Annotated in this window: 17 protein-coding genes; 4 read left to right on the top strand and 13 right to left on the bottom strand. The window is 65.7% G+C overall.

Going from position 1 to position 18,509, the window contains the following annotated elements:
- Window positions 1–45: 45 nt before the first annotated feature.
- From U1E69_RS18715 to U1E69_RS18755, 9 genes are all read right to left on the bottom strand, one after another.
- Window positions 46–507, bottom strand: coding sequence for a PepSY domain-containing protein (locus U1E69_RS18715; protein ID WP_322245934.1), 462 nt, complete (start codon window positions 505–507; stop codon window positions 46–48).
- Between the two features lie 297 nt (window positions 508–804).
- Window positions 805–2,037 (bottom strand): tryptophan synthase subunit beta, encoded by a 1,233-nt coding sequence (gene trpB / locus U1E69_RS18720; RefSeq protein ID WP_322245935.1) that lies wholly within the window; start codon window positions 2,035–2,037, stop codon window positions 805–807.
- 60 nt (window positions 2,038–2,097) lie between these two features.
- Window positions 2,098–3,249, bottom strand: coding sequence for a hypothetical protein (locus U1E69_RS18725; protein WP_322245936.1), 1,152 nt, complete (start codon window positions 3,247–3,249; stop codon window positions 2,098–2,100).
- Window positions 3,250–3,255: 6 nt separating this feature from the next.
- Window positions 3,256–3,891, bottom strand: a complete 636-nt coding sequence (locus tag U1E69_RS18730; protein WP_322245937.1) for a phosphoribosylanthranilate isomerase — start codon at window positions 3,889–3,891, stop codon at window positions 3,256–3,258.
- 1 nt (window position 3,892) lies between these two features.
- Complete coding sequence (locus U1E69_RS18735; protein WP_322245938.1) at window positions 3,893–4,246, bottom strand: LapA family protein; 354 nt, start codon at window positions 4,244–4,246, stop codon at window positions 3,893–3,895.
- A gap of 69 nt (window positions 4,247–4,315) precedes the next feature.
- Window positions 4,316–4,597, bottom strand: a complete 282-nt coding sequence (ihfB, locus tag U1E69_RS18740) for an integration host factor subunit beta (RefSeq protein ID WP_294983597.1) — start codon at window positions 4,595–4,597, stop codon at window positions 4,316–4,318.
- A gap of 177 nt (window positions 4,598–4,774) precedes the next feature.
- Window positions 4,775–6,454 (bottom strand): 30S ribosomal protein S1, encoded by a 1,680-nt coding sequence (gene rpsA / locus U1E69_RS18745; RefSeq protein WP_322245939.1) that lies wholly within the window; start codon window positions 6,452–6,454, stop codon window positions 4,775–4,777.
- A gap of 172 nt (window positions 6,455–6,626) precedes the next feature.
- Complete coding sequence (locus U1E69_RS18750) at window positions 6,627–7,484, bottom strand: YihY/virulence factor BrkB family protein (RefSeq protein WP_322245940.1); 858 nt, start codon at window positions 7,482–7,484, stop codon at window positions 6,627–6,629.
- A gap of 39 nt (window positions 7,485–7,523) precedes the next feature.
- A complete protein-coding gene (locus U1E69_RS18755) occupies window positions 7,524–8,114 on the bottom strand; it encodes a d(CMP) kinase (protein ID WP_322245964.1) in 591 nt (196 codons plus the stop codon).
- 346 nt (window positions 8,115–8,460) lie between these two features.
- Between U1E69_RS18755 and U1E69_RS18760 the strand changes: the two genes are divergently transcribed.
- Window positions 8,461–8,667, top strand: a complete 207-nt coding sequence (locus U1E69_RS18760) for a cold-shock protein (RefSeq protein WP_322245941.1) — start codon at window positions 8,461–8,463, stop codon at window positions 8,665–8,667.
- Between the two features lie 36 nt (window positions 8,668–8,703).
- On the opposite strand, the gene U1E69_RS18765 is transcribed toward U1E69_RS18760, so the two are convergent.
- The gene (locus U1E69_RS18765) at window positions 8,704–9,135 is read right to left on the bottom strand and encodes a hypothetical protein (RefSeq protein WP_322245942.1); all 432 of its coding nucleotides are present in this window, start codon (window positions 9,133–9,135) and stop codon (window positions 8,704–8,706) included.
- Between the two features lie 280 nt (window positions 9,136–9,415).
- Here U1E69_RS18765 and U1E69_RS18770 point away from each other — a divergent pair, with 280 nt between their 5' ends.
- Entirely contained in the window at window positions 9,416–10,144 is a 729-nt protein-coding gene (locus tag U1E69_RS18770; RefSeq protein ID WP_322245943.1) for a class II aldolase and adducin N-terminal domain-containing protein, read from the top strand.
- On the opposite strand, the gene U1E69_RS18775 is transcribed toward U1E69_RS18770, so the two are convergent.
- Both U1E69_RS18775 and U1E69_RS18780 read right to left on the bottom strand, forming a co-directional pair.
- Window positions 10,141–13,713 carry a hydantoinase B/oxoprolinase family protein gene (locus U1E69_RS18775; protein WP_322245944.1) on the bottom strand — a complete coding sequence of 1,191 codons (3,573 nt, stop codon included), beginning with the start codon at window positions 13,711–13,713 and terminating at the stop codon, window positions 10,141–10,143. The genes U1E69_RS18770 and U1E69_RS18775 overlap by 4 nt on opposite strands.
- A gap of 94 nt (window positions 13,714–13,807) precedes the next feature.
- The gene (locus U1E69_RS18780) at window positions 13,808–14,452 is read right to left on the bottom strand and encodes an arylesterase (protein WP_322245945.1); all 645 of its coding nucleotides are present in this window, start codon (window positions 14,450–14,452) and stop codon (window positions 13,808–13,810) included.
- Window positions 14,453–14,504: 52 nt separating this feature from the next.
- On the opposite strand from U1E69_RS18780, the gene U1E69_RS18785 reads away from it, so the two are divergent.
- Window positions 14,505–15,215, top strand: a complete 711-nt coding sequence (locus U1E69_RS18785; RefSeq protein WP_322245946.1) for an ABC transporter ATP-binding protein — start codon at window positions 14,505–14,507, stop codon at window positions 15,213–15,215.
- A complete protein-coding gene (locus U1E69_RS18790; RefSeq protein ID WP_322245947.1) occupies window positions 15,212–17,725 on the top strand; it encodes an ABC transporter permease in 2,514 nt (837 codons plus the stop codon). Before U1E69_RS18785 ends, U1E69_RS18790 begins: the two co-directional genes overlap by 4 nt.
- Here U1E69_RS18790 and U1E69_RS18795 read toward each other — a convergent pair.
- Window positions 17,722–18,465: a class I SAM-dependent methyltransferase gene (locus U1E69_RS18795; protein ID WP_322245948.1), complete on the bottom strand. Its 744-nt coding sequence runs from the start codon at window positions 18,463–18,465 to the stop codon at window positions 17,722–17,724. The two genes, U1E69_RS18790 and U1E69_RS18795, sit on opposite strands and share 4 nt — an antisense overlap.
- Window positions 18,466–18,509: the final 44 nt, after the last annotated feature.

Here is an 18,509-nt window from a genome sequence, read left to right on the forward strand (position 1 = left end):
GGCCCCCGCCAAGCCGGGGGCCCGACCGCAGGTCAGAGTGCGACCTCAGTTGTCGTCCTTGTCGTCGTCACGGTCGTCGTCACGGTCGCCGCCATTGTCGTCATCGCGGTCGTCGTTGCTGTCGTCATCATCATCATCATCATCGTCATCGTCATGGTCCGAGCCATGATCGTCATCATCATCGTCGTCGTCATCATCGCCGTCCTCGAAGTCCTTGCGGACAGTCTTCACGTCCTTGCCGGTGCGGCCCGCGTCATCGCTGTCCGCTGCCTCGTTTTCCTGCTTGATGATCTCTCCGGTCGCGTTGTCATAGACGACCTCGACCTTGCGGCCGTCCCTGATCGCCTCGACCTTGGTCTGGGTCGGGCCGATCTTCACTTCCACGAACGTGTAGCCCTGGGCCAGGTAGTCATCGGCCAGCTTGACGCCATCGATCGCGGCGAACGCGGCACCGGCCGAAAGGGCAAGTGCGGCGGTATAGGTCAGGAGTTTGGTTCTCAGCTTCATCAGGTGATCTCCTCGGGTTGCGGGTCCAGCTCGTCCAGGGGCCGCATGACCACCGTCGAGAGCATGAGAGGAGAAAGCCGCATCCCGGCCGGGCTTACCATTGCACGGCGGTTTAGGGGATGGGGCCTAGGCCGGCGGTTTGCGGCAATAAACCCAGGTTTACGCCAAATCCCCTGCCAGACCCGGCCAAGCCGCGTTGTGGCGAGGGGGGACGCCCGCCGCAGCCCCGAATCGCCGAAATGCGAAAGGCCCGCGGCAGGGTGCCACGGGCCTTGATCAGTCGAAAGTTTAGGGCCGTCAGACCTTCATCTGGAAACCAAGGTGCTTGGCCACCGTGAAGATGTCCTTGTCGCCCCGGCCGCACATGTTCATCACGATGATCTGGTCCTTGGGCAGCGTCGGGGCCAGCTTCATGACCTGCGCCAGCGCATGGGAAGGCTCCAGCGCCGGGATGATTCCCTCCAGCTTGCAGCACAGCTGGAACGCCTCCAGCGCCTCGGCGTCGGTGATCGACACATATTCGGCGCGGCCCACGTCATGCAGCCAGGAATGTTCCGGCCCGATGCCGGGATAGTCGAGGCCCGCGCTGATGCTGAAACCCTCCAGGATCTGCCCATCGGCATCCTGAAGAAGGTAGGTCCGGTTGCCATGCAGCACGCCCGGCCGCCCGCCGGTCAGGCTGGCGCAATGTTCCATCCGGTCATCGACGCCCTTGCCGCCTGCCTCGACCCCCACGATCCGCACCGACTTGTCGTCGAGGAACGGGTAGAACAGCCCCATCGCGTTGGACCCACCGCCAATGGCCGCGACCAGGACGTCGGGCAGGCGACCTGCGCCCTCCTGCTCCTCCAGCTGCCAGCGGACTTCCTTGCCGATGATCGACTGGAAGTCGCGCACCATCGCCGGATAGGGATGCGGCCCCGCCACCGTGCCGATGCAATAGAAGGTGTCGCGCACGTTGGTCACCCAGTCGCGCAGCGCGTCGTTCATCGCGTCCTTCAGTGTGCCGCGGCCAGAGGTGACGGGGATCACCTCGGCCCCCAGAAGCTTCATCCGGAAGACGTTCGGCGCCTGCCGTTCGACATCATGCGCGCCCATGTAGACCACGCACTGCAGCCCGAACTTGGCGCAGACCGTGGCCGTCGCCACGCCATGCTGCCCCGCGCCGGTTTCGGCGATGATCCGCGTCTTGCCCATCCGCCGCGCCAGGATGATCTGGCCCAGCACGTTGTTGATCTTGTGCGCGCCGGTATGGTTCAGCTCGTCGCGCTTCATGTAGACCTTGGCACCGCCCAGGTGTTCGGTCAGCCGCGGCGCGAAATACAGGGGCGAGGGCCGCCCGACGTAGTGCTTCCACAGATCGTCCATCTCGGCCCAGAAAGTCGGGTCGGTCTTGGCGAAATTGTAGCGCTCTTCCAGTTCCAGGATCAGCGGCATCAGGGTTTCACTGACGAACCGCCCGCCGAAAAGGCCGAAGCGGCCCTGTTCGTCCGGCCCCGTCATGAAGCTGTTCAATCCATCCTCGGCCATGATCTTCCCCATCGTTCCATTGGTTCCGATGTAGCGCCCCTGCAGCGGTTCGGAAAGGCCTCACTGCGCGGGTTGGGCGGTGGGACGGAAGGTGCGGGCAATCGTCAGGTAGCCCAAGCCGCAGGCGAGGACACCGATGGCCAAGGGCAGATGGAAGTCGAAGCCCATGTACAGAAGCGCCGCCGCCGCAAGGCAGGAGAGGCATGTCCCAAGGTCCCAGCCGCCCTCGGCGACAATGTGGAACCGCAGCGGGCAGGGCGACTGCCGCGCCATGTTGTAGACCCGCGCGTTGAAGGCCGTGGCATAAAGCGGCCAGGCCAGAGCCGCCGCCGCATTGGCCGCGACCGCAAGGACCGGCACCGGCCAGCCGAACATCCGCGCCACCGCCGCGATCCCCAGCGCCGCAAAGCCGATCTGCGCGGCGCCCAGCCCCCTCCCCAGGTCGATGGCCCGCCCCAGGAACAACCCGCCCACCGCGCCGACCAGACCGCTCAGGGCCATCGCGCCGCCAAAGGCCGCGTAGTTCGACCCAAGCGTCAGGAACAGCGCGATGAGCCAGGTGAAGTGAAACGACCCGCTGCGGAGGCCGTCGGCGAACAGGATCGTCCGTGCCGCAACCCGCGCCTCGCGCGGCATCTCGGCTTGGGGTGCCACGGCCACCTCCGGCCCCAGAAGCACCGGCACTGTTGACAGCGCCATCGCGGCAGCCACCGTCCCGAAGGCGACGATGGGCGAGAAGGCGGTCAGAAGGACACCCGTCACCACCGGGGCAAGGATGCCCATGCCCATGCCGATCAGCTCGATGGCGCTGGTCTGCTTGCCGCGCGCATGGTTGTCGCCCATCAGTGCCACGTAGGAATGATAGGTTGTCCAGTAAAGCGAACTGCTCAACGCCCAAAGCGCGAGGTAGCCAAACAGAAGCCAGCCGGTCCCGGTGATCTGCGACAGGATCGGGTAGGTCGCCGCCTCGGCCAGGATAGCCACCACCAGCGCGCGGCGAAGGCCCACGCGCCGGACCAGCGGCAGCACGAGCTGGCGAAAGATCATCCGGCTGCCGAACATCGCCCCGATGGCCAAAAGGACCAGCGGCGCAGGGATGCCTGCCTTCAGAAGGTAGACGAAAGCAAAGGCCTCACCCCCATAGGACGCGAACGCCTGCAGGGCGGCATGCACATAGACCAGGTTGAAACTGCGGTTGGCGAAGTAGCTCACGGCAGGTCAGCCCGCCGCCGCGACGAAGGCTGCGATCTTGGCGGCGTCCTTCACTCCCGGCGCGCTTTCCACGCCCGAGGCGACATCAACTTGCCGCGCGCCCGTCCGCTGGATCGCCTGCGCCACGTTGTCCGGCGTCAGCCCCCCCGCCAGCATCCAGGGCTTGAACCATTTGCGCCCGACCAGAAGCCGCCAGTCGAAGGTCAGCCCGTTGCCACCCGGAAGCACCGCGTCCTTCGGGGCCTTGGCGTCGACAAGGATCTGGTCCGACACCAGCTGGTAATCCAGCAGGTCTGCCAGGTCCGCCTCGGCGGCCACGCCGATCACCTTCATCACCGGCAAACCGTAGCGCGCCTTCACTTCGGCCACGCGGGCGGGCGTCTCATGGCCGTGAAGCTGCAGCATGTCCAGCGGCACCTCGGCTGTAATGGCATCCAGAAGCGCATTGTCGGCATCGACCACCAGCGCGACCTTGCACAGGCCGTCAGGAGCCTCCAGCGCCAACAGGCGTGCCTCTGCCGGTGTCACGTAACGGGGGGACTTCGGAAAGAAGTTGAACCCGGCATAGGCCGCACCTGCCTTGGCGACAGCCGCGACATCGGCCGCCGTCCGCAGCCCGCAGATCTTGACCCTGACGTCCATCCTAACGCTTTTCCAGCAGCGCCAGGACCTCGTCCTTCGGCGGAACCGAGGTCGCATCCTTCAGGACCGCCAGTTCCCGCTCCAGCCGGGCCACTTCGCGGGATTTCTGGCTGGCGGTGGCGCGGTGGCCATGCTCGCGGAACCACTCCCACACAAAGCCGATCAGGACGCCCGCAATGATGCCTCCGAAGATGATCAGGAACAGCGGCAGCTCCATCGCCCAGGTCAGGCCGGTCAGCGCCGCCAGGTCCTCGGGCAGAAGCCTCACCGGGACCACGGCGCGATTGGCCAGCGCCACGGTCAGAAGCGACAGGCCCAGAAGGGCCAGAAGGATCAGTCTCAGATAGCGGATCATGTGGTTCGGTGCCCCAGGCTTCCGACCCAATATCGACCCGATCCGGGCCGGGCGCAAGGCAAAGGGGGGTTACTTGCCGTTCAGCCGGTCGCGCAGAAGCTTGCCGGTCTTGAAGAACGGCACCTTCTTGTCGTCGACTTTCACCGCTTCGCCCGTGCGGGGGTTACGGCCGACGCGGGCATCACGCGCCTTGACCGAGAAGGCACCGAAGCCGCGCAACTCGACCCGGTCGCCTTTGGCCAAGGCCTCGATGATCTCTTCGAAGACCGTGTTCACGATCCGCTCGACATGGCGCTGCGTCAAATGCGGGTTCTCATCCGCGATCTTCTGGATCAGTTCCGAACGGATCATCCGTAGTCCCCCCTGTGGTCTGGCCCCTGGCAGGCGGCCGCCACGCTGTTGTTCTCGCAGGACTATAGCGGCAGGATTTGAATTCAGGCAAACAAAAACCGGGACTTGGCCAAAACGAAAAGGCCCCGCGTGTGGCGGGGCCTTTCCATTCAATCTGGGGTTTGAGCCCCGGACGCCTTAGCTGCGGTCCTTCAGGGCCGCGCCAAGGATGTCGCCCAGCGAAGCGCCCGAATCGGACGAGCCATACTGTTCGACGGCTTCCTTCTCTTCGGCGATCTCGCGCGCCTTGATCGACAGGCCCAGCTTGCGGGTCTTCGGGTCGATGTTGGTCACGCGCACGTCGACCTTGTCACCCACCTGGAAGCGCTCGGGACGCTGGTCGGCGCGGTCGCGCGACAGGTCCGAACGGCGGATGAAGGACTTCTGGCTGTTGTATTCAACCTCAACGCCGCCTTCTTCGATTGCGGTCACGGTGACAGTGATGATCGCCCCCCGCTTCACGCCATCAACGGCATCGGTGAAGGTGTCGTCGCCCAGAGCCTTGATCGAGAGCGAGATACGCTCTTTCTCGACGTCGACTTCGGTGACGGCGGCCTGAACCGTGTCGCCCTTGCGGTAGTTCTGGATGGCTTCTTCGCCGCGCTGGTCCCAGGACAGGTCGGAAAGGTGGACCATGCCGTCGATGTCGTTGTCGAGGCCGACGAACAGACCGAATTCGGTGATGTTCTTGACTTCGCCTTCGATGGACGAACCAACCGGGTGCGTTTCCGCAAAGACTTCCCACGGGTTGCGCTGCGTCTGCTTCAGGCCCAGCGAAACGCGACGCTTGGCGCTGTCGATTTCCAGCACCATGACGTCCACTTCCTGCGAGGTCGAAACGATCTTGCCGGGGTGCACGTTCTTCTTGGTCCAGGACATCTCGCTGACGTGAACCAGGCCCTCGACCCCGGCTTCCAGCTCCACGAAGGCGCCGTAATCGGTGATGTTGGTGACGCGGCCTTTGTGGACCGTGCCGATGGCATACATCTTCTCGACGGCATCCCACGGATCGGACTGAAGCTGCTTCATGCCCAGGCTGATACGATGGGTTTCCTTGTTGATCTTGATGACCTGCACTTTGACAGTTTCACCGATCGACAGGATTTCCGACGGATGGTTGACGCGGCGCCAGGCCATGTCGGTGACGTGCAGAAGGCCGTCCACACCGCCCAGGTCAACGAACGCACCGTATTCGGTGATGTTCTTGACCACGCCGTCGACGACTTGACCTTCGGTCAGGTTGCCGATGACTTCGGCGCGCTGTTCGGCGCGGCTTTCTTCCAGGATCGCACGGCGCGAGACAACGATGTTGCCGCGACGACGGTCCATCTTCAGGATCTGGAACGGCTGCTTCATGCCCATCAGCGGGCCAGCGTCACGCACCGGGCGGACGTCAACCTGCGAACCCGGCAGGAAGGCAACAGCGCCACCAAGGTCGACCGTGAAGCCGCCCTTGACCCGACCGAAGATCGCGCCGTCGACGCGCTGCTCGGCGGCATAGGCTTTTTCCAGACGGTCCCAGGCTTCCTCGCGGCGGGCCTTTTCACGGCTGATCTGGGCTTCACCGCGAGCGTTCTCGACGCGGTCCAGATAGACTTCCACAGTGTCGCCCACGTTGATGTTGGGCTGCTCACCGGGGTTGGCGAATTCTTTCAGGTCGATGCGGCCTTCCATCTTGTAGCCGACATCGATGATGGCCTGGCCCGCCTCGATGGCGATCACGCGGCCTTTGACGACAGTGCCCTCTTCGGGGGTGTCGATCTCGAAGCTTTCCTTCAACAGGGCTTCGAAGTCTTCCATGGTTGCTTTAGCGCACATATAGATCAGTTTCCTTTTCACGTCATTTCACAGGCCTTGCGGTTGGCTCCGCCGGTCTTGTCCCGAACAAAAAAACGCCAGCCCCCGGCAAACCGGTGGGCATGAGTCCTTTCAGGATGGGCGGCCTATAATCCCATCGCCTGCATGAGGCAAGGAAAACCGGGCCGCGGGGCTAGACAGCAGGCACCGACCCGCCGCGCCGGACCGTGCGCCGCTCAAGCTCGGCGTTGATCTCGGCGCCCAGAAGCACCATCACCGTCGACAGCCAGATCCACAGCATCAGCACCACCACCGCGGCGAGCGAGCCATAGGTCTCGTCATACCTGCCGAAGTTGCTGACGTACCACCCAAGTCCAGCCGAGGCGGCGATCAGCCCGACCGAGGCCACCACCGCGCCGGGGGTGATCCAGGCCCATTCGGGTTCCGGCCAGTCGGGACCCCAATAGTAGATCGCCGCCAGCACAGCCAGCAGCAAGGCCAGGATGACAGGCCAGCGCAGGGCCAGAATCAGGTCCTCGCCCACCGGACCCAGCTGGTCGACCAGGAAGGGCAGCGCCGCGACAAGGACGCCCAGCACGATCACCAGCCCGATGCCCGCCAGCGTGAAGCCCAGCGAGACCAGGTTCAGCCGGACAAAACCCCGCGTCTCTTTCACGTCGTAGGCGATCCCCAGTGCCTCGATCAGCGCCTTGGTCCCACCATTCGCCGACCACAGCGCAATCAACAGCGCGATCAGCGCCGTCAGCGACAGCGTGTCATTGGCCGTCCCCGAAATCCGCTCGGCCTGCGCCGTGATCAGGGTCGCGGCCTCGGCCGGCATCAGACTGGTGACGGGGGCCAAGAGGCCAGGCACCTCGGCGGGCGACAACACCAGACCAAAGACCGAGATCAGCGCCGTGATTGCCGGGACGATGGCCAGAATGGCGTAGAAGGTCACGCCCGCCGCAACGGCCAGCACGCGGTCGCGGTCGACCTCGTCTTTCAGGTCGCGCAGGAAGTCCCAGAGGTCGGCTAAGGATCGGATCGGCATTTGACAGGCTCCTTTGGCAAGGCAACCCGCAACAGTGGTTCAAGTTCCAGCAAGCCGCGCTGCCACCACCGCAATGGCTGCCGCCACCGCCTCGTCGATCCCCATCGCGCTGGTGTCGATCAGCACCGCATCCTCGGCCGGGCGCAGCGGAGCATCGGCGCGCCCCATGTCCCGCGCGTCGCGTTCCTTCACTTCGGCCAGAACGCGGGCTTCGTCGCCCCCGACTTCCAGCCAGCGTCGATGGGCGCGGACTTCGGGGCTGGCGGTGACGTAAAGCTTTACCTCGGCTTCGGGACAGATCACCGTGCCGATGTCGCGCCCGTCCAGAACCGCCCCGCCTTCGCTGCGGGCGAAGCGACGCTGAAACGCGACCAGGGCCGCCCGTACCTCGGGCAGAACCGCGACCTGGCTGGCCGCCCGCCCCGCCTCCAGCGTGCGCAGATCGTCGCGGTCGAGGTCCTTGGGCGTCAGATCCCGCGCGGCCCGGGCGGGGTCGCCGCCCTTTACCCCGACCGCCCGGTACAGAAGCCCGGTGTCCAGATGCCGGAACCCGAAACGCCCGGCCACGGCCCGGCTGATCGTGCCCTTGCCCGCCGCAGCCGGTCCGTCGATTGCCACCGTGAAGATCATCACCTTGCCCCAATTCTTGCCCGGGTCGATTAGGGGGAAACGCCCATGCCGTGAAGCGATTTTTGCGCAAGGACCGGCCCCCCGCGCCCGTAGGGTGGGCAATCTGCCCACCGTCCGTTGCGGTCTGCCACCTCAACCCCTTGAAAAGGCTTGTCCGCAGCCTGCCGACACCACGTTTTTTTACATGAATTTCGCTTGGAATCGCGATGCAACCTGCCTATCTTTCGTTTTGCGACGTTAACTTTTCGACCACTGTCTCCGACCATCGGCCACAGCAATCGACCACAAGCTGACGGGGCCAAGCCGCCGCATCCCGCGGGCGGGACGACAGACAGGAGAGTTCACGATGGCCAAGGGCACCGTGAAATGGTTCAACGAAACCAAGGGTTACGGTTTCATTGCCCCGGAAGGCGGCAAGAAGGACGTGTTCGTCCACATCACCGCGCTGGAGCGTGCAGGTCTTCGCAGCCTGAAGGACGGCCAGCCGGTCACCTTCGACATCGAAGCCGGTCGTGACGGCCGCGAACGCGCGACCAACCTGGCGCTGGCGTAAGCCATCCGGGGGCGGTTCGTCGCCGCCCCCAACCCTTCAGTTCATCGTCATCACGGCGCGGTCGCGCAGCACGTGATCGAAACCGATCCGGAAGCTGGCGTCCGACACATCCTGGGGCAGGCAGACCGCCGTGCGGCGGCCCAAAGGATAGGCGGGCACGTCGAACTCGCTGCTGATCAGCATCACGCGCATCCTGGCTGCACCCGCGATCAGCGCGGAAATCGCCCTCTCGGCCCCGGCGACGCCGCCGAACCCGTCGCAGTCCATCACGAACAGGTCATAGCCGAACGGATCTTCCAGGATCGTGGCGACAGCCTCGTCCAGGTCCTCTGTCACATCCACCAGGCTGCCGAAGTCAGCCAGTCGGCTTGCGGTGCGGCCACTGGAGGTGTCGCTAAGAAGCATGACCCGAACGCCCCGGCTATGCTGCTGAACCTGCTGGCGGCCGGTCTGAATGAATGTCTGCACGCGCACTCCTCCACTACCTTTTGCCAATATCGCTGAACAATGCGGAGAGCATTCGCCGGAATAAAGGAAACTTGCAGGAAAAACTACCGAACTGCGCCACATTCAAGCCAAGGTTGCCGGCCCCACACCCGCAGTCCGCATTCAGGTTGCAAGACTCACCCCCCATGACAGCGGAAGTACCCATTGCGGTCCTGTTAACCTATTCTGTTCCGAATTGCAGCCCTTGAATGGGTGCTTGCCCGATTCGCGGAAAGGCCTCTGTATGAATCATCACACGAACATGACTTTCCTGGACCTGCGCCAGGACCTTGCCGCCACCTTCCGCTGGACCGCCCGGCTTGGGTTGCACGAGGCGGTGGCGAACCACTTCTCGCTGGCCGTGAACCCCGAAGGCACCCGGTTCCTCATCAACCCCAATGGCCGCCACTTCAGCCGCATCACCGCCTCGTCGCTGGTCGAAATCGACGCCAACGACCCCACCACCATGTCCCGCCCCGACGCGCCGGACCCCACCGCCTGGGGCCTGCACGGGTCGATCCACCGCGCCTGCCCCCACGCGGTCTGCGTCATGCATGTGCATTCCATCCACGCCACCGTCCTTGCCAGCCTCGCCGACTCGCGCCTGCCGGCCATCGACCAGAACACCGCGATGTTCCACAACCGTCAGGTCATCGACGACCAGTACGGCGGCATGGCGTTCGAGCAAGAGGGCGCCCGCTGCGCCCAGCTTCTGGCCGACCCCAAGATCACCACGATGATCATGGGCAACCACGGCGTCCTCGTCATCGGGCGCACGGTGGCCGAGACGTTCAACCGCCTTTACTACTTCGAACGCGCGGCCGAGACCTACATCCGCGCCCTGCAAACCGGCCGGCCCTTGCGGTTCCTGTCCGAGGAGGTCGCCGAAAAGACCGCCCGCGAATGGGAGGCCTATCCCGGTTTCGCCAACGCGCACCTGAGCGAGTTGCGCGCGATCCTGGACGTCGAGGACCCGGCCTACGCCCACTAGGCGCCCCAGCCACCGCCACCGGGGGTCCGCATCTCGAAGACTGCGCCCTTGGGCAGGTCCCGTTCGTCATTGCCCTCCAGCCGCTCGATGCGTCCGTCGGGCCAATGGACCAGGTTCTCACCCACTGCCCCCGGCTGGCCGCCCTCACCGCCGAATGGCGGGATCTTTCGGCTGCCGCACAGCGTCGTCACGGTCACCGGGGCCAGAAACCGCAGCTTCCGCACGGCCCCATTGCCCCCGCGCCAAAGCCCGGCACCACCAGAGCCGTGCCGGATCGAGAACTCTTCCAGGCGCACCGGAAAGCGCTTCTCCAGCACTTCCGGGTCGGTCATCCGGGTGTTCGTCATATGGCTTTGCACCGCGTCGCAGCCGTCAAACCCCGGCCCTGCGCCCGTGCCGCCGGCAATGGTCTCGTAGTTCTGGAAGCGGTCGTTGCCCCAGATGAAGTTGTTCATCGTCCCCTGCGCCGCCGCCACAACCCCCAGCGCACCGTAAAGCGCATTGCAGGCCGACTGGCTGACCTCGGTATTGCCCGCAATCACCGCGGCCGGCGCCACCGGGTTCAGCAAGGTTCCCTGAGGCACGATGATCGTCAGCGGCTTCAGGCACCCTTCGTTCAGCGGGATGGCCTTGCCGACCAAGGTGCGGAAGACGTACAACACCACCGCTCGCGTCACCGCTTGCGGGGCGTTGTAATTTCCACGGTGCTGGGGGCTTGTCCCGGTGAAATCCACCACTGCCGACCGGGTCACGTGATTGACCGAAACCTTTACCTGAATGGTCGTTCCGATATCCATCGGATAGGTGAACGATCCATCATGAAGGCGGTCTATGACGCCCCGCACACACTCTTCCGCGTTGGCCTGGACATGCGCCATGTAGGCGGCCACCACCTCGGCCCCGTGCATGGTGACGACCCGCAGAAGCTCGGTCCGTCCGGTTTCATTGGCCGCAATCTGCGCTTTCAGGTCCGCCATGTTCTGGTCAATGGATCGGCAGGGCCAGCGCCCCGAGCCAAGCAGCGCCCGCGTCTCCGCTTCACGCAAGGTCCCGCGCACCACCAGTGGAAAAAGGTCGATGACCACCCCTTCCTCTTCGATGGTCGTGCTGTCCGGCGGGGCCGAGCCGGGCGTCCGCCCGCCGATATCGGCATGATGCCCGCGCGACCCAAGCCAGAACGCCGCCTGACCATCCACGAAAACCGGGGTGATCACCGTGACGTCCGGCAGATGCGTTCCCCCGTTCCAGGGGGCGTTCAGCATCCAGGCATCCCCCGCTTGCGCCGTCGCGCCCACCGCAGCGATGACCGTCTTCACCGCGTGCGACATCGACCCCAGATGAACCGGCACATGCGGGGCATTGGCCACCAGGTCGCCATTCGAGTCGAAGATGGCGCAGGAGAAATCCAGCCTTTCCTTGATGTTGACCGACCAGGCGGTGTTCGCCAAAGTCGCGCCCATCTGGTCGGCCACAGACATGAATAGATTGTTGAACACCTCCAGCAGCACCGGGTCGGCTTCGGTTCCTGCCGCCGGGGGTCGGGCGACCACTGTGACCCGACGCAGGATCAGGTTCGCTTGGCCGTCAACTGTCGCTTCCCAGCCCGGCTCGACCACCGTTGTCGCCGTCGCCTCGCTGATCACTGCCGGTCCTGCGATCCGCGTCGCCATCCCGCAATCTTCGCGGCGGTACAGCGGCACCTCTTTCCAGCACCCGCCGGCCCAGACCCGCAGCTGTTCCACCGGCTGGCCCGCCCCGTCGCCCAGAGCAAGGTCCGGCACCTCGGCGCCGCCACCTGCGGCCTCTGCTGTCAGCATTTCGAACAGTACCGCGCGCTCGGGCGAGGCGAAGCCGAAGCGCACCTGATGGGCAATTGTGAACGCCTGCTCCATATCGGATGCCAAACCGAACGGCACTGGCAGCGACTGGTGCTGGCCGTCATAGCGCAGATGCGCCGTGCAGGTGACCTCGGGCGCGGCAATCCCCTGAGCCGACAGCTCTGCAACCACCTCAGCCACCAGCGCGTCAATTTTGGCCTGGGCCTCCGCAACAGCGGTGAGCGGTGCATCGAACTGCACCTCGCGCAGGGCGCGCAGTTGGGCAAGCCCCATGCCGAAAGCTGACAGCACTCCAGCCTGCGGATGGATGAAAACGGTTTTCATGCCAAGCGCATCCGCCACGCCACAGGCATGTTGCCCACCCGCTCCGCCGAAACACTGCAGAGCGTATCGCGTCACGTCATGGCCGCGCTGGACACTTATCTTCTTGATCGCATTGGCCATATTGTCGATGGCAATCCGCAGAAAACCCTCGGCAATCACTTCGGGCGGGGCCAGCCGCCCCGTCGCTGCAGCCACGTCGCGCGCCAGCGCCGCAAACTTCCGGCTGACGACATCGGCGTCAAGGGGCTGATCACCGCCCGGCCCGAACACCGCCGGGAAATGCATCGGTTGAAGCCGCCCCAGCATCACGTTGCAGTCAGTGATCGTGAGCGGCCCCCCCCGGCGATAGCTTGCCGGGCCGGGGTTCGCGCCCGCACTTTCCGGCCCGACCTGAAAGCGCCCATCGCGGAACGCGCAGATCGACCCACCGCCTGCAGCCACCGTGTGAATATCCATCATCGGCGCGCGCATCCGCACGCCAGCGACCTCGGTCTCGAACGATCGTTCGTAAACCCCGGCATAATGGCTGACGTCGGTCGAGGTGCCGCCCATGTCAAAGCCGATCAGACGGTCGAACCCCGCCGCTTCCCCAGTCCGCACCATCCCAACAATGCCGCCCGCCGGGCCCGACAGGATCGCATCCTTGCCTTGAAACCGCCCGGCCTCGGTCAGCCCGCCATTCGATTGCATGAACAAAAGCCGTCCGGTCGCCCGACCCATGTCCAGCGCACCTTCCACCTGCGCCACATAGCGCCGCAGGATCGGCGAGAGGTAGGCGTCCACCACGGTCGTATCCCCGCGCGGCACCAGCTTGGCCAGCTTGGAGACCTGATGTGACAGGGAAATCTGGCTGAACCCGGCCTCCTGTGCCAGGTCCCCCACTCGCGCCTCGTGGACCGGGTTCACATGCCCGTGCATCAGCGCCACAGCGACGGCCGCGATGCCCTTTGCCCGCGCGCTGGTCAGGGCTGCAACAACGGCCGCCTCGTCCAGAGGCGACACCTCGGCCCCCTCGGCATCCAGCCGCCCCGGGATTTCGAAGACCTGTTCATAAAGCAGATCGGGCCTCTGGATGTTCAGATCGAACAGCGCGGGCCGAGCCTGGGTTCCGATGCGCAGCAGGTCGCCGAAGCCCTGGGTGATCAGCAGCGCGACCCGTTCGCCCTTCCGCTCCAGCAAGGCATTGGTCGCGACCGTCGTGCCCATCTTCACGGCCGAAATCGCCGCGTCGGGGATCGGCGTGCCCACCGTCAGCCCCAGGCAATCGCGGATGCCCTGGATGGCTGCGTCGGGATAGCGCTCGGGATTTTCGGACAGAAGCTTGGCCGTGACCAGCCGCCCATCCGCCGCCCGCCCGACCACGTCGGTAAAGGTGCCCCCCCGGTCGATCCAGAATTCCCAAGCCATGCAGCACCTCCGCCTTGCTTGGTGGCCCCTCAGGCGGCTGGATGCAACACCTGACCGACTGCTGCGGGGGACGCAGAAGGAGGGCAGACAGCTGTCAGGGCGCGACTTGCGCCAAAAGTTCCTCGACTTTCGGCCCCAACCCCTCGACGATCAGCTTCACGCCGTCCGGGTTCGGGTGCAGCCCATCCGGCTGCATGAAGGCCGCAAGCGAGGCCGGATCGGACGGGTCCGCCCCCGCCGCGCGCAGGCCCGCGAAGAAGTCATCCGCCAGAAGCGCGCCGTACTGGGCCGCCAGTTCACCATACATCGCGTCGAAGGCCGCCTTGTACTCTGGCCCGAAGTTGCCGGGGGCTTTCATCGCCACCAGAAGAACCGGCAGCTTCCGTGCGGCCGCCTCCTTCAGGATGCCGTCAAGATTGGCCTTCGAGGCCGCCGGGTCGATCCCGCGCAAGAGATCGTTGCCCCCCAGCGTGACAATCAGCGCATCCGTTTCCGGCCCCAGCGCCCAGCCGACGCGCGCCAGCCCGCCCGCCGTCGTATCCCCCGACACGCCCGCGTTCTGCACCGCGACATCCTGCCCCTTGGCCTTCAGCCAGCCCTCAAGCACCGGCACAAAACCCTGCGTCTGGTCCGCCAGCCCATAGCCCGCCGTCAGGCTGTCGCCCAGTGCCACGATCGTGACCGGTTCTGCCACTGCGAAACTTGACAGTGACAAGACTGCAAATGCAGCATTGCGCATTCGCCGCACTGCGCCATATCCCACTGAAAGCCCTGCCCGAAGGACCCCTTGCATGACCGATCCCGATCTCGCGCTGCCCGTTCTTGCCTTGACGGACGCGCGGCTGACCCTTGCAGGCAACGCCGGCCCGGTGGACATCCTGAGGGGCATCACGCTTTCGGTCCACAGGGGCGAAACGGTCGGGCTGATCGGGCCATCGGGGTCGGGCAAGTCGTCGCTCCTCATGCTTATGGGCGGGTTGGAGCGTGCCACCGGCGGCAAGGTGCTTGCGCTGGGGCAGGACCTGACCGCGATGGACGAAGATGCGCTCGCCCGGTTCCGTCGGGGGAATATGGGGGTTGTGTTCCAATCCTTCCACCTCATTCCGACGATGACCGCGCTGGAGAACGTGGCGTTACCCCTGGAACTTGCGGGCGCGGCGGATGCGTTCGCCCGGGCCGAGGCGGAACTGGCCTCGGTCGGCCTTGGGTCGCGGATGCACCACTACCCCAGCCAGATGTCCGGCGGCGAGCAGCAGCGCGTGGCTCTGGCCCGCGCCGCCGTGCCGCGCCCCGCGATCCTTCTGGCCGATGAACCCACCGGCAACCTTGATGGCGTCAACGGCCAGGCGATCATGGACCTGCTCTTTGGCCTGCGCGACCGGCATGGTGCCACGCTGGTTCTTGTGACCCACGCCCCCGAACTTGCCGCCCGTTGTGACCGGGTGATCCGCCTTGCTGACGGCCTTCTGGCGCCCGAAGCGCACGCCAAGGCCGCCGAATGAGCCTTGCCCTGACCATCGCCCGCCGGGAACTGCGCGGCGGCCTGCGCGGGTTCCGCGTCTTTCTCGCCTGCCTTGCGCTTGGGGTTGCGGCCATCGCTGCCGTGGGCACCTTGCGCACCGGTATCCAGCAGGGCCTGACCGATCAGGGCTCTGTCATCCTTGGCGGCGACGCCGAGATGCGGTTCACCTATCGCACCGCCGATGCTGACGAACGCGCCTATATGGACCGGATCGCCACCCAGGTGTCAGAGGTCTACGACTTCCGATCGATGGCCCTTGTTCCAGACGACCAGGCCCTGACCCAGATCAAGGCCGTCGATACCGCCTGGCCCCTGACCGGAGCCGCCCAGCTTGACCCAGCCATCCCCGTCGCCGAGGCGCTGGCCGACCAGAACGGCGTGCCCGGCGCGATCATGGATCCTGTCCTTATCGAACGCCTGTCGCTTGCCATCGGCGACACCTTCCGCCTTGGCACGCAAGAGTTCCGCCTGACTGCCGCCCTGACGCGCGAGCCCGACAGCGCCTCGACCGGCTTCACCTTGGGTCCCCGCACCATTGTCCGATCTGACACGCTGGCCAACTCGGGGCTCTTGGCAAGCGGCTCGATGTACGAAACCCGCTATCGCCTGATCCTGCCCCCAGGGTCTGACCTGCAGGCGCTTGAAGAGGAAGCCGAAACCACCTTCCGCGACAAGGGCATGCGCTGGACTGACAGCCGCCGCGCCGCCCCAGGGATCGAATCCTTCGTCGACCGGATCGGCAGCTTCCTGGTCCTCGTGGGCCTGGCCGGGCTGGCCGTTGGCGGAGTCGGCATTTCGGCCGCGATCCGCAGCTATCTTGACGGCAAGACCGAGACCATCGCCACGCTGAAGACGCTCGGGGCCGAGGGCGGCCTGATCTTCCGCAGCTACCTCTGGCAAACCGCGATCCTGTCCGCCCTTGGCATCGCCATCGGCCTTGCCCTGGGCGCCATCGTCCCCCTTCTTGCCGCCCCGCTGATCGAGGCTTCCCTCCCCTTCCCCGCCGAAATCCGCCTCTCGCCCGGCGCGCTGGTGGAGGCCGCCTTCTACGGCACCCTTTCTGCCCTGATCTTCACCCTCCTCCCCCTGGCCCGGACCGAGACCATCCGCCCTGCCGCCCTGTACCGCGGCGGCACCGGCACCCGCGCCTGGCCCCGCAAACGCTACCTCACCGCCCTTGCCGTCCTTTCCGTCGCGCTGATCGGCAGCGCCACCTGGCTGTCCGGCATCCCCGAGCTTGCCCTGGGCGCGGCCGGAGGCGTGCTTGGCGCCCTCCTCATCCTGGCCCTGGCCGCGCTTGGCCTTCGCTGGGCCGCAAGACGCCTTGCCCGCACCAAGCTGACCCACGGCCGCCCCGCGACCCGCGCTGCCCTTGCCGCCATCGGCGCGCCCCGGTCAGACGCCACCTCGGTCGTCCTGTCCCTTGGCCTTGGCCTGTCGGTCCTGGCGGCGGTGGGCCAGATCGACTGGAACCTGCGCCAGGCCATCGCCACCGACCTGCCCACCCGCGCGCCGGCCTTTTTCTTCGTCGACATCCAGCCCGACCAGCTTGACCCGTTCCTTGCGATGATGAACGCGAACCCCGCTGTCACCGACATGGAGACCGCCCCGATGCTGCGCGGCGTGATCACCCAGATCAACGGCAAGCCCGCCCGCGAAGTGGCCGGGGATCACTGGGTCGTCCGCGGCGACCGCGGCATCAGCTATGCCGCCACTCCCGGCGAAAAGACCCGCATCACGGCGGGGGAATTCTGGCCCGAGGACTATACCGGCGACCCGCAAATCAGCTTTGCCACCGAGGAAGCCGAGGAGATCGGCCTGCAACTTGGCGACACGATGACCGTCAACATCCTGGGCCGCGACCTGACCGCCACGGTCACATCCTTCCGCGAAGTCGACTTCTCGAACGCCGGGATGGGGTTCGTGATGACGCTGAACCCCTCGGCTTTGGCCGGGGCGCCCCACACCCACATCGCCACCGTCTACGCGCCCCCCGAAGCCGAGGCGCAAATCCTCAAGGACGTCACCAAGACCTGGCCCAACATCACCGCCATCGGCATCCGTGAGGCGGTGGACCGCGTGGCCGAAGCCCTGTCGGCCATCGCCACCGCCACCGCATGGGCCGCCGCAGGCACGCTGATCACCGGTTTCGTGGTCCTCATCGGGGCCGCCGCAGCCGGCGAACGCGCCCGGATCTACGAATCCGCGATCCTGAAGACCCTTGGCGCGACACGGGGAAAGATCCTCGCCAGCTTCGCTCTGCGATCCGCCCTGATGGGGGCCGCTGCAGGGGTTGTGGCCGTTGTGGCGGGTGGCATCAGCGGCTGGGCGGTCATGACCTTTGTGATGGAGTCGACCTACCGCTTCGAACCCGTCTCGGCCATCGGCATCGTCGTGGGCGGCGTCCTTGCCACCCTTCTGGCGGGGCTTGTCTTCGCGCTTCGGCCGCTGAACGCCCGCCCTGCCGGGACGCTTCGGGCGCAGGACTAGGGCGTCACTGGCACCGGCTCCAGCGCGACACCGTCGACCGAGGCCGGGCGGAACAGCGGGAACCCCGCCTGCCGCTCGGCCCGCGCGCTGGCCATCTGGAAAGACCCGAAGAACCGCTCGACGCCGAACGCTTCCAGGTCGATTCCGGCAAACTCGGCAAGGATGCGGTCGTAACTGTCGGCCAGAACCCTGTTTGCAGGGTCCAGACCCGAGACACAGACCAACCCCGTCGACCGGCAATCCAGCGTTGTCAAAGTCAACTCCGGCCGCCAGCGCTGCAGGATCGGGATCAGCTTCCAGACATCGCCGGTCCAGGACCCTTTCGGCAGGCGTGCAAGGTCCCGCGTCGTCATCCCCGGCCCATAGGGCACGCAGTCGTGCAGCAGGATCACTCCGCTGGGTGCCATCGCCGCCTCGGTGTGGATGAAGTCGCGCAGCAGGAATTCGAACAGGTGCATCCCGTCCAGAAACGCCAGTCCCAGTCGGATGTCGTTCCGCGCCAGGAAACCAGAGGCAAAGAAATCGTCGCTGGTCGCCTGGAAGACATGCAGCGCGGGCTTCTTGCCGATGATGTTGATCTCGGCCTGGAAGAACGGGTCCACAGCCACGGTCTTCGACCGGACCGGCGCGAAGCTTTCCCCCGACCGGCAGCCCACTTCCAGATACCAGTCGAACAGGCAGGCCTCGTGCAGGCTCCGCAGGAAGCGGTAATAGGGCATGCCAGAGGGTTTCACGAACATCGGCGGTCCTGCGACTGAACGCGGGCACCATGCCGGGAGGCGCG

Source organism: Tabrizicola sp. (assembly GCF_034366665.1).
In the GTDB taxonomy this organism is placed as follows: domain Bacteria; phylum Pseudomonadota; class Alphaproteobacteria; order Rhodobacterales; family Rhodobacteraceae; genus Tabrizicola.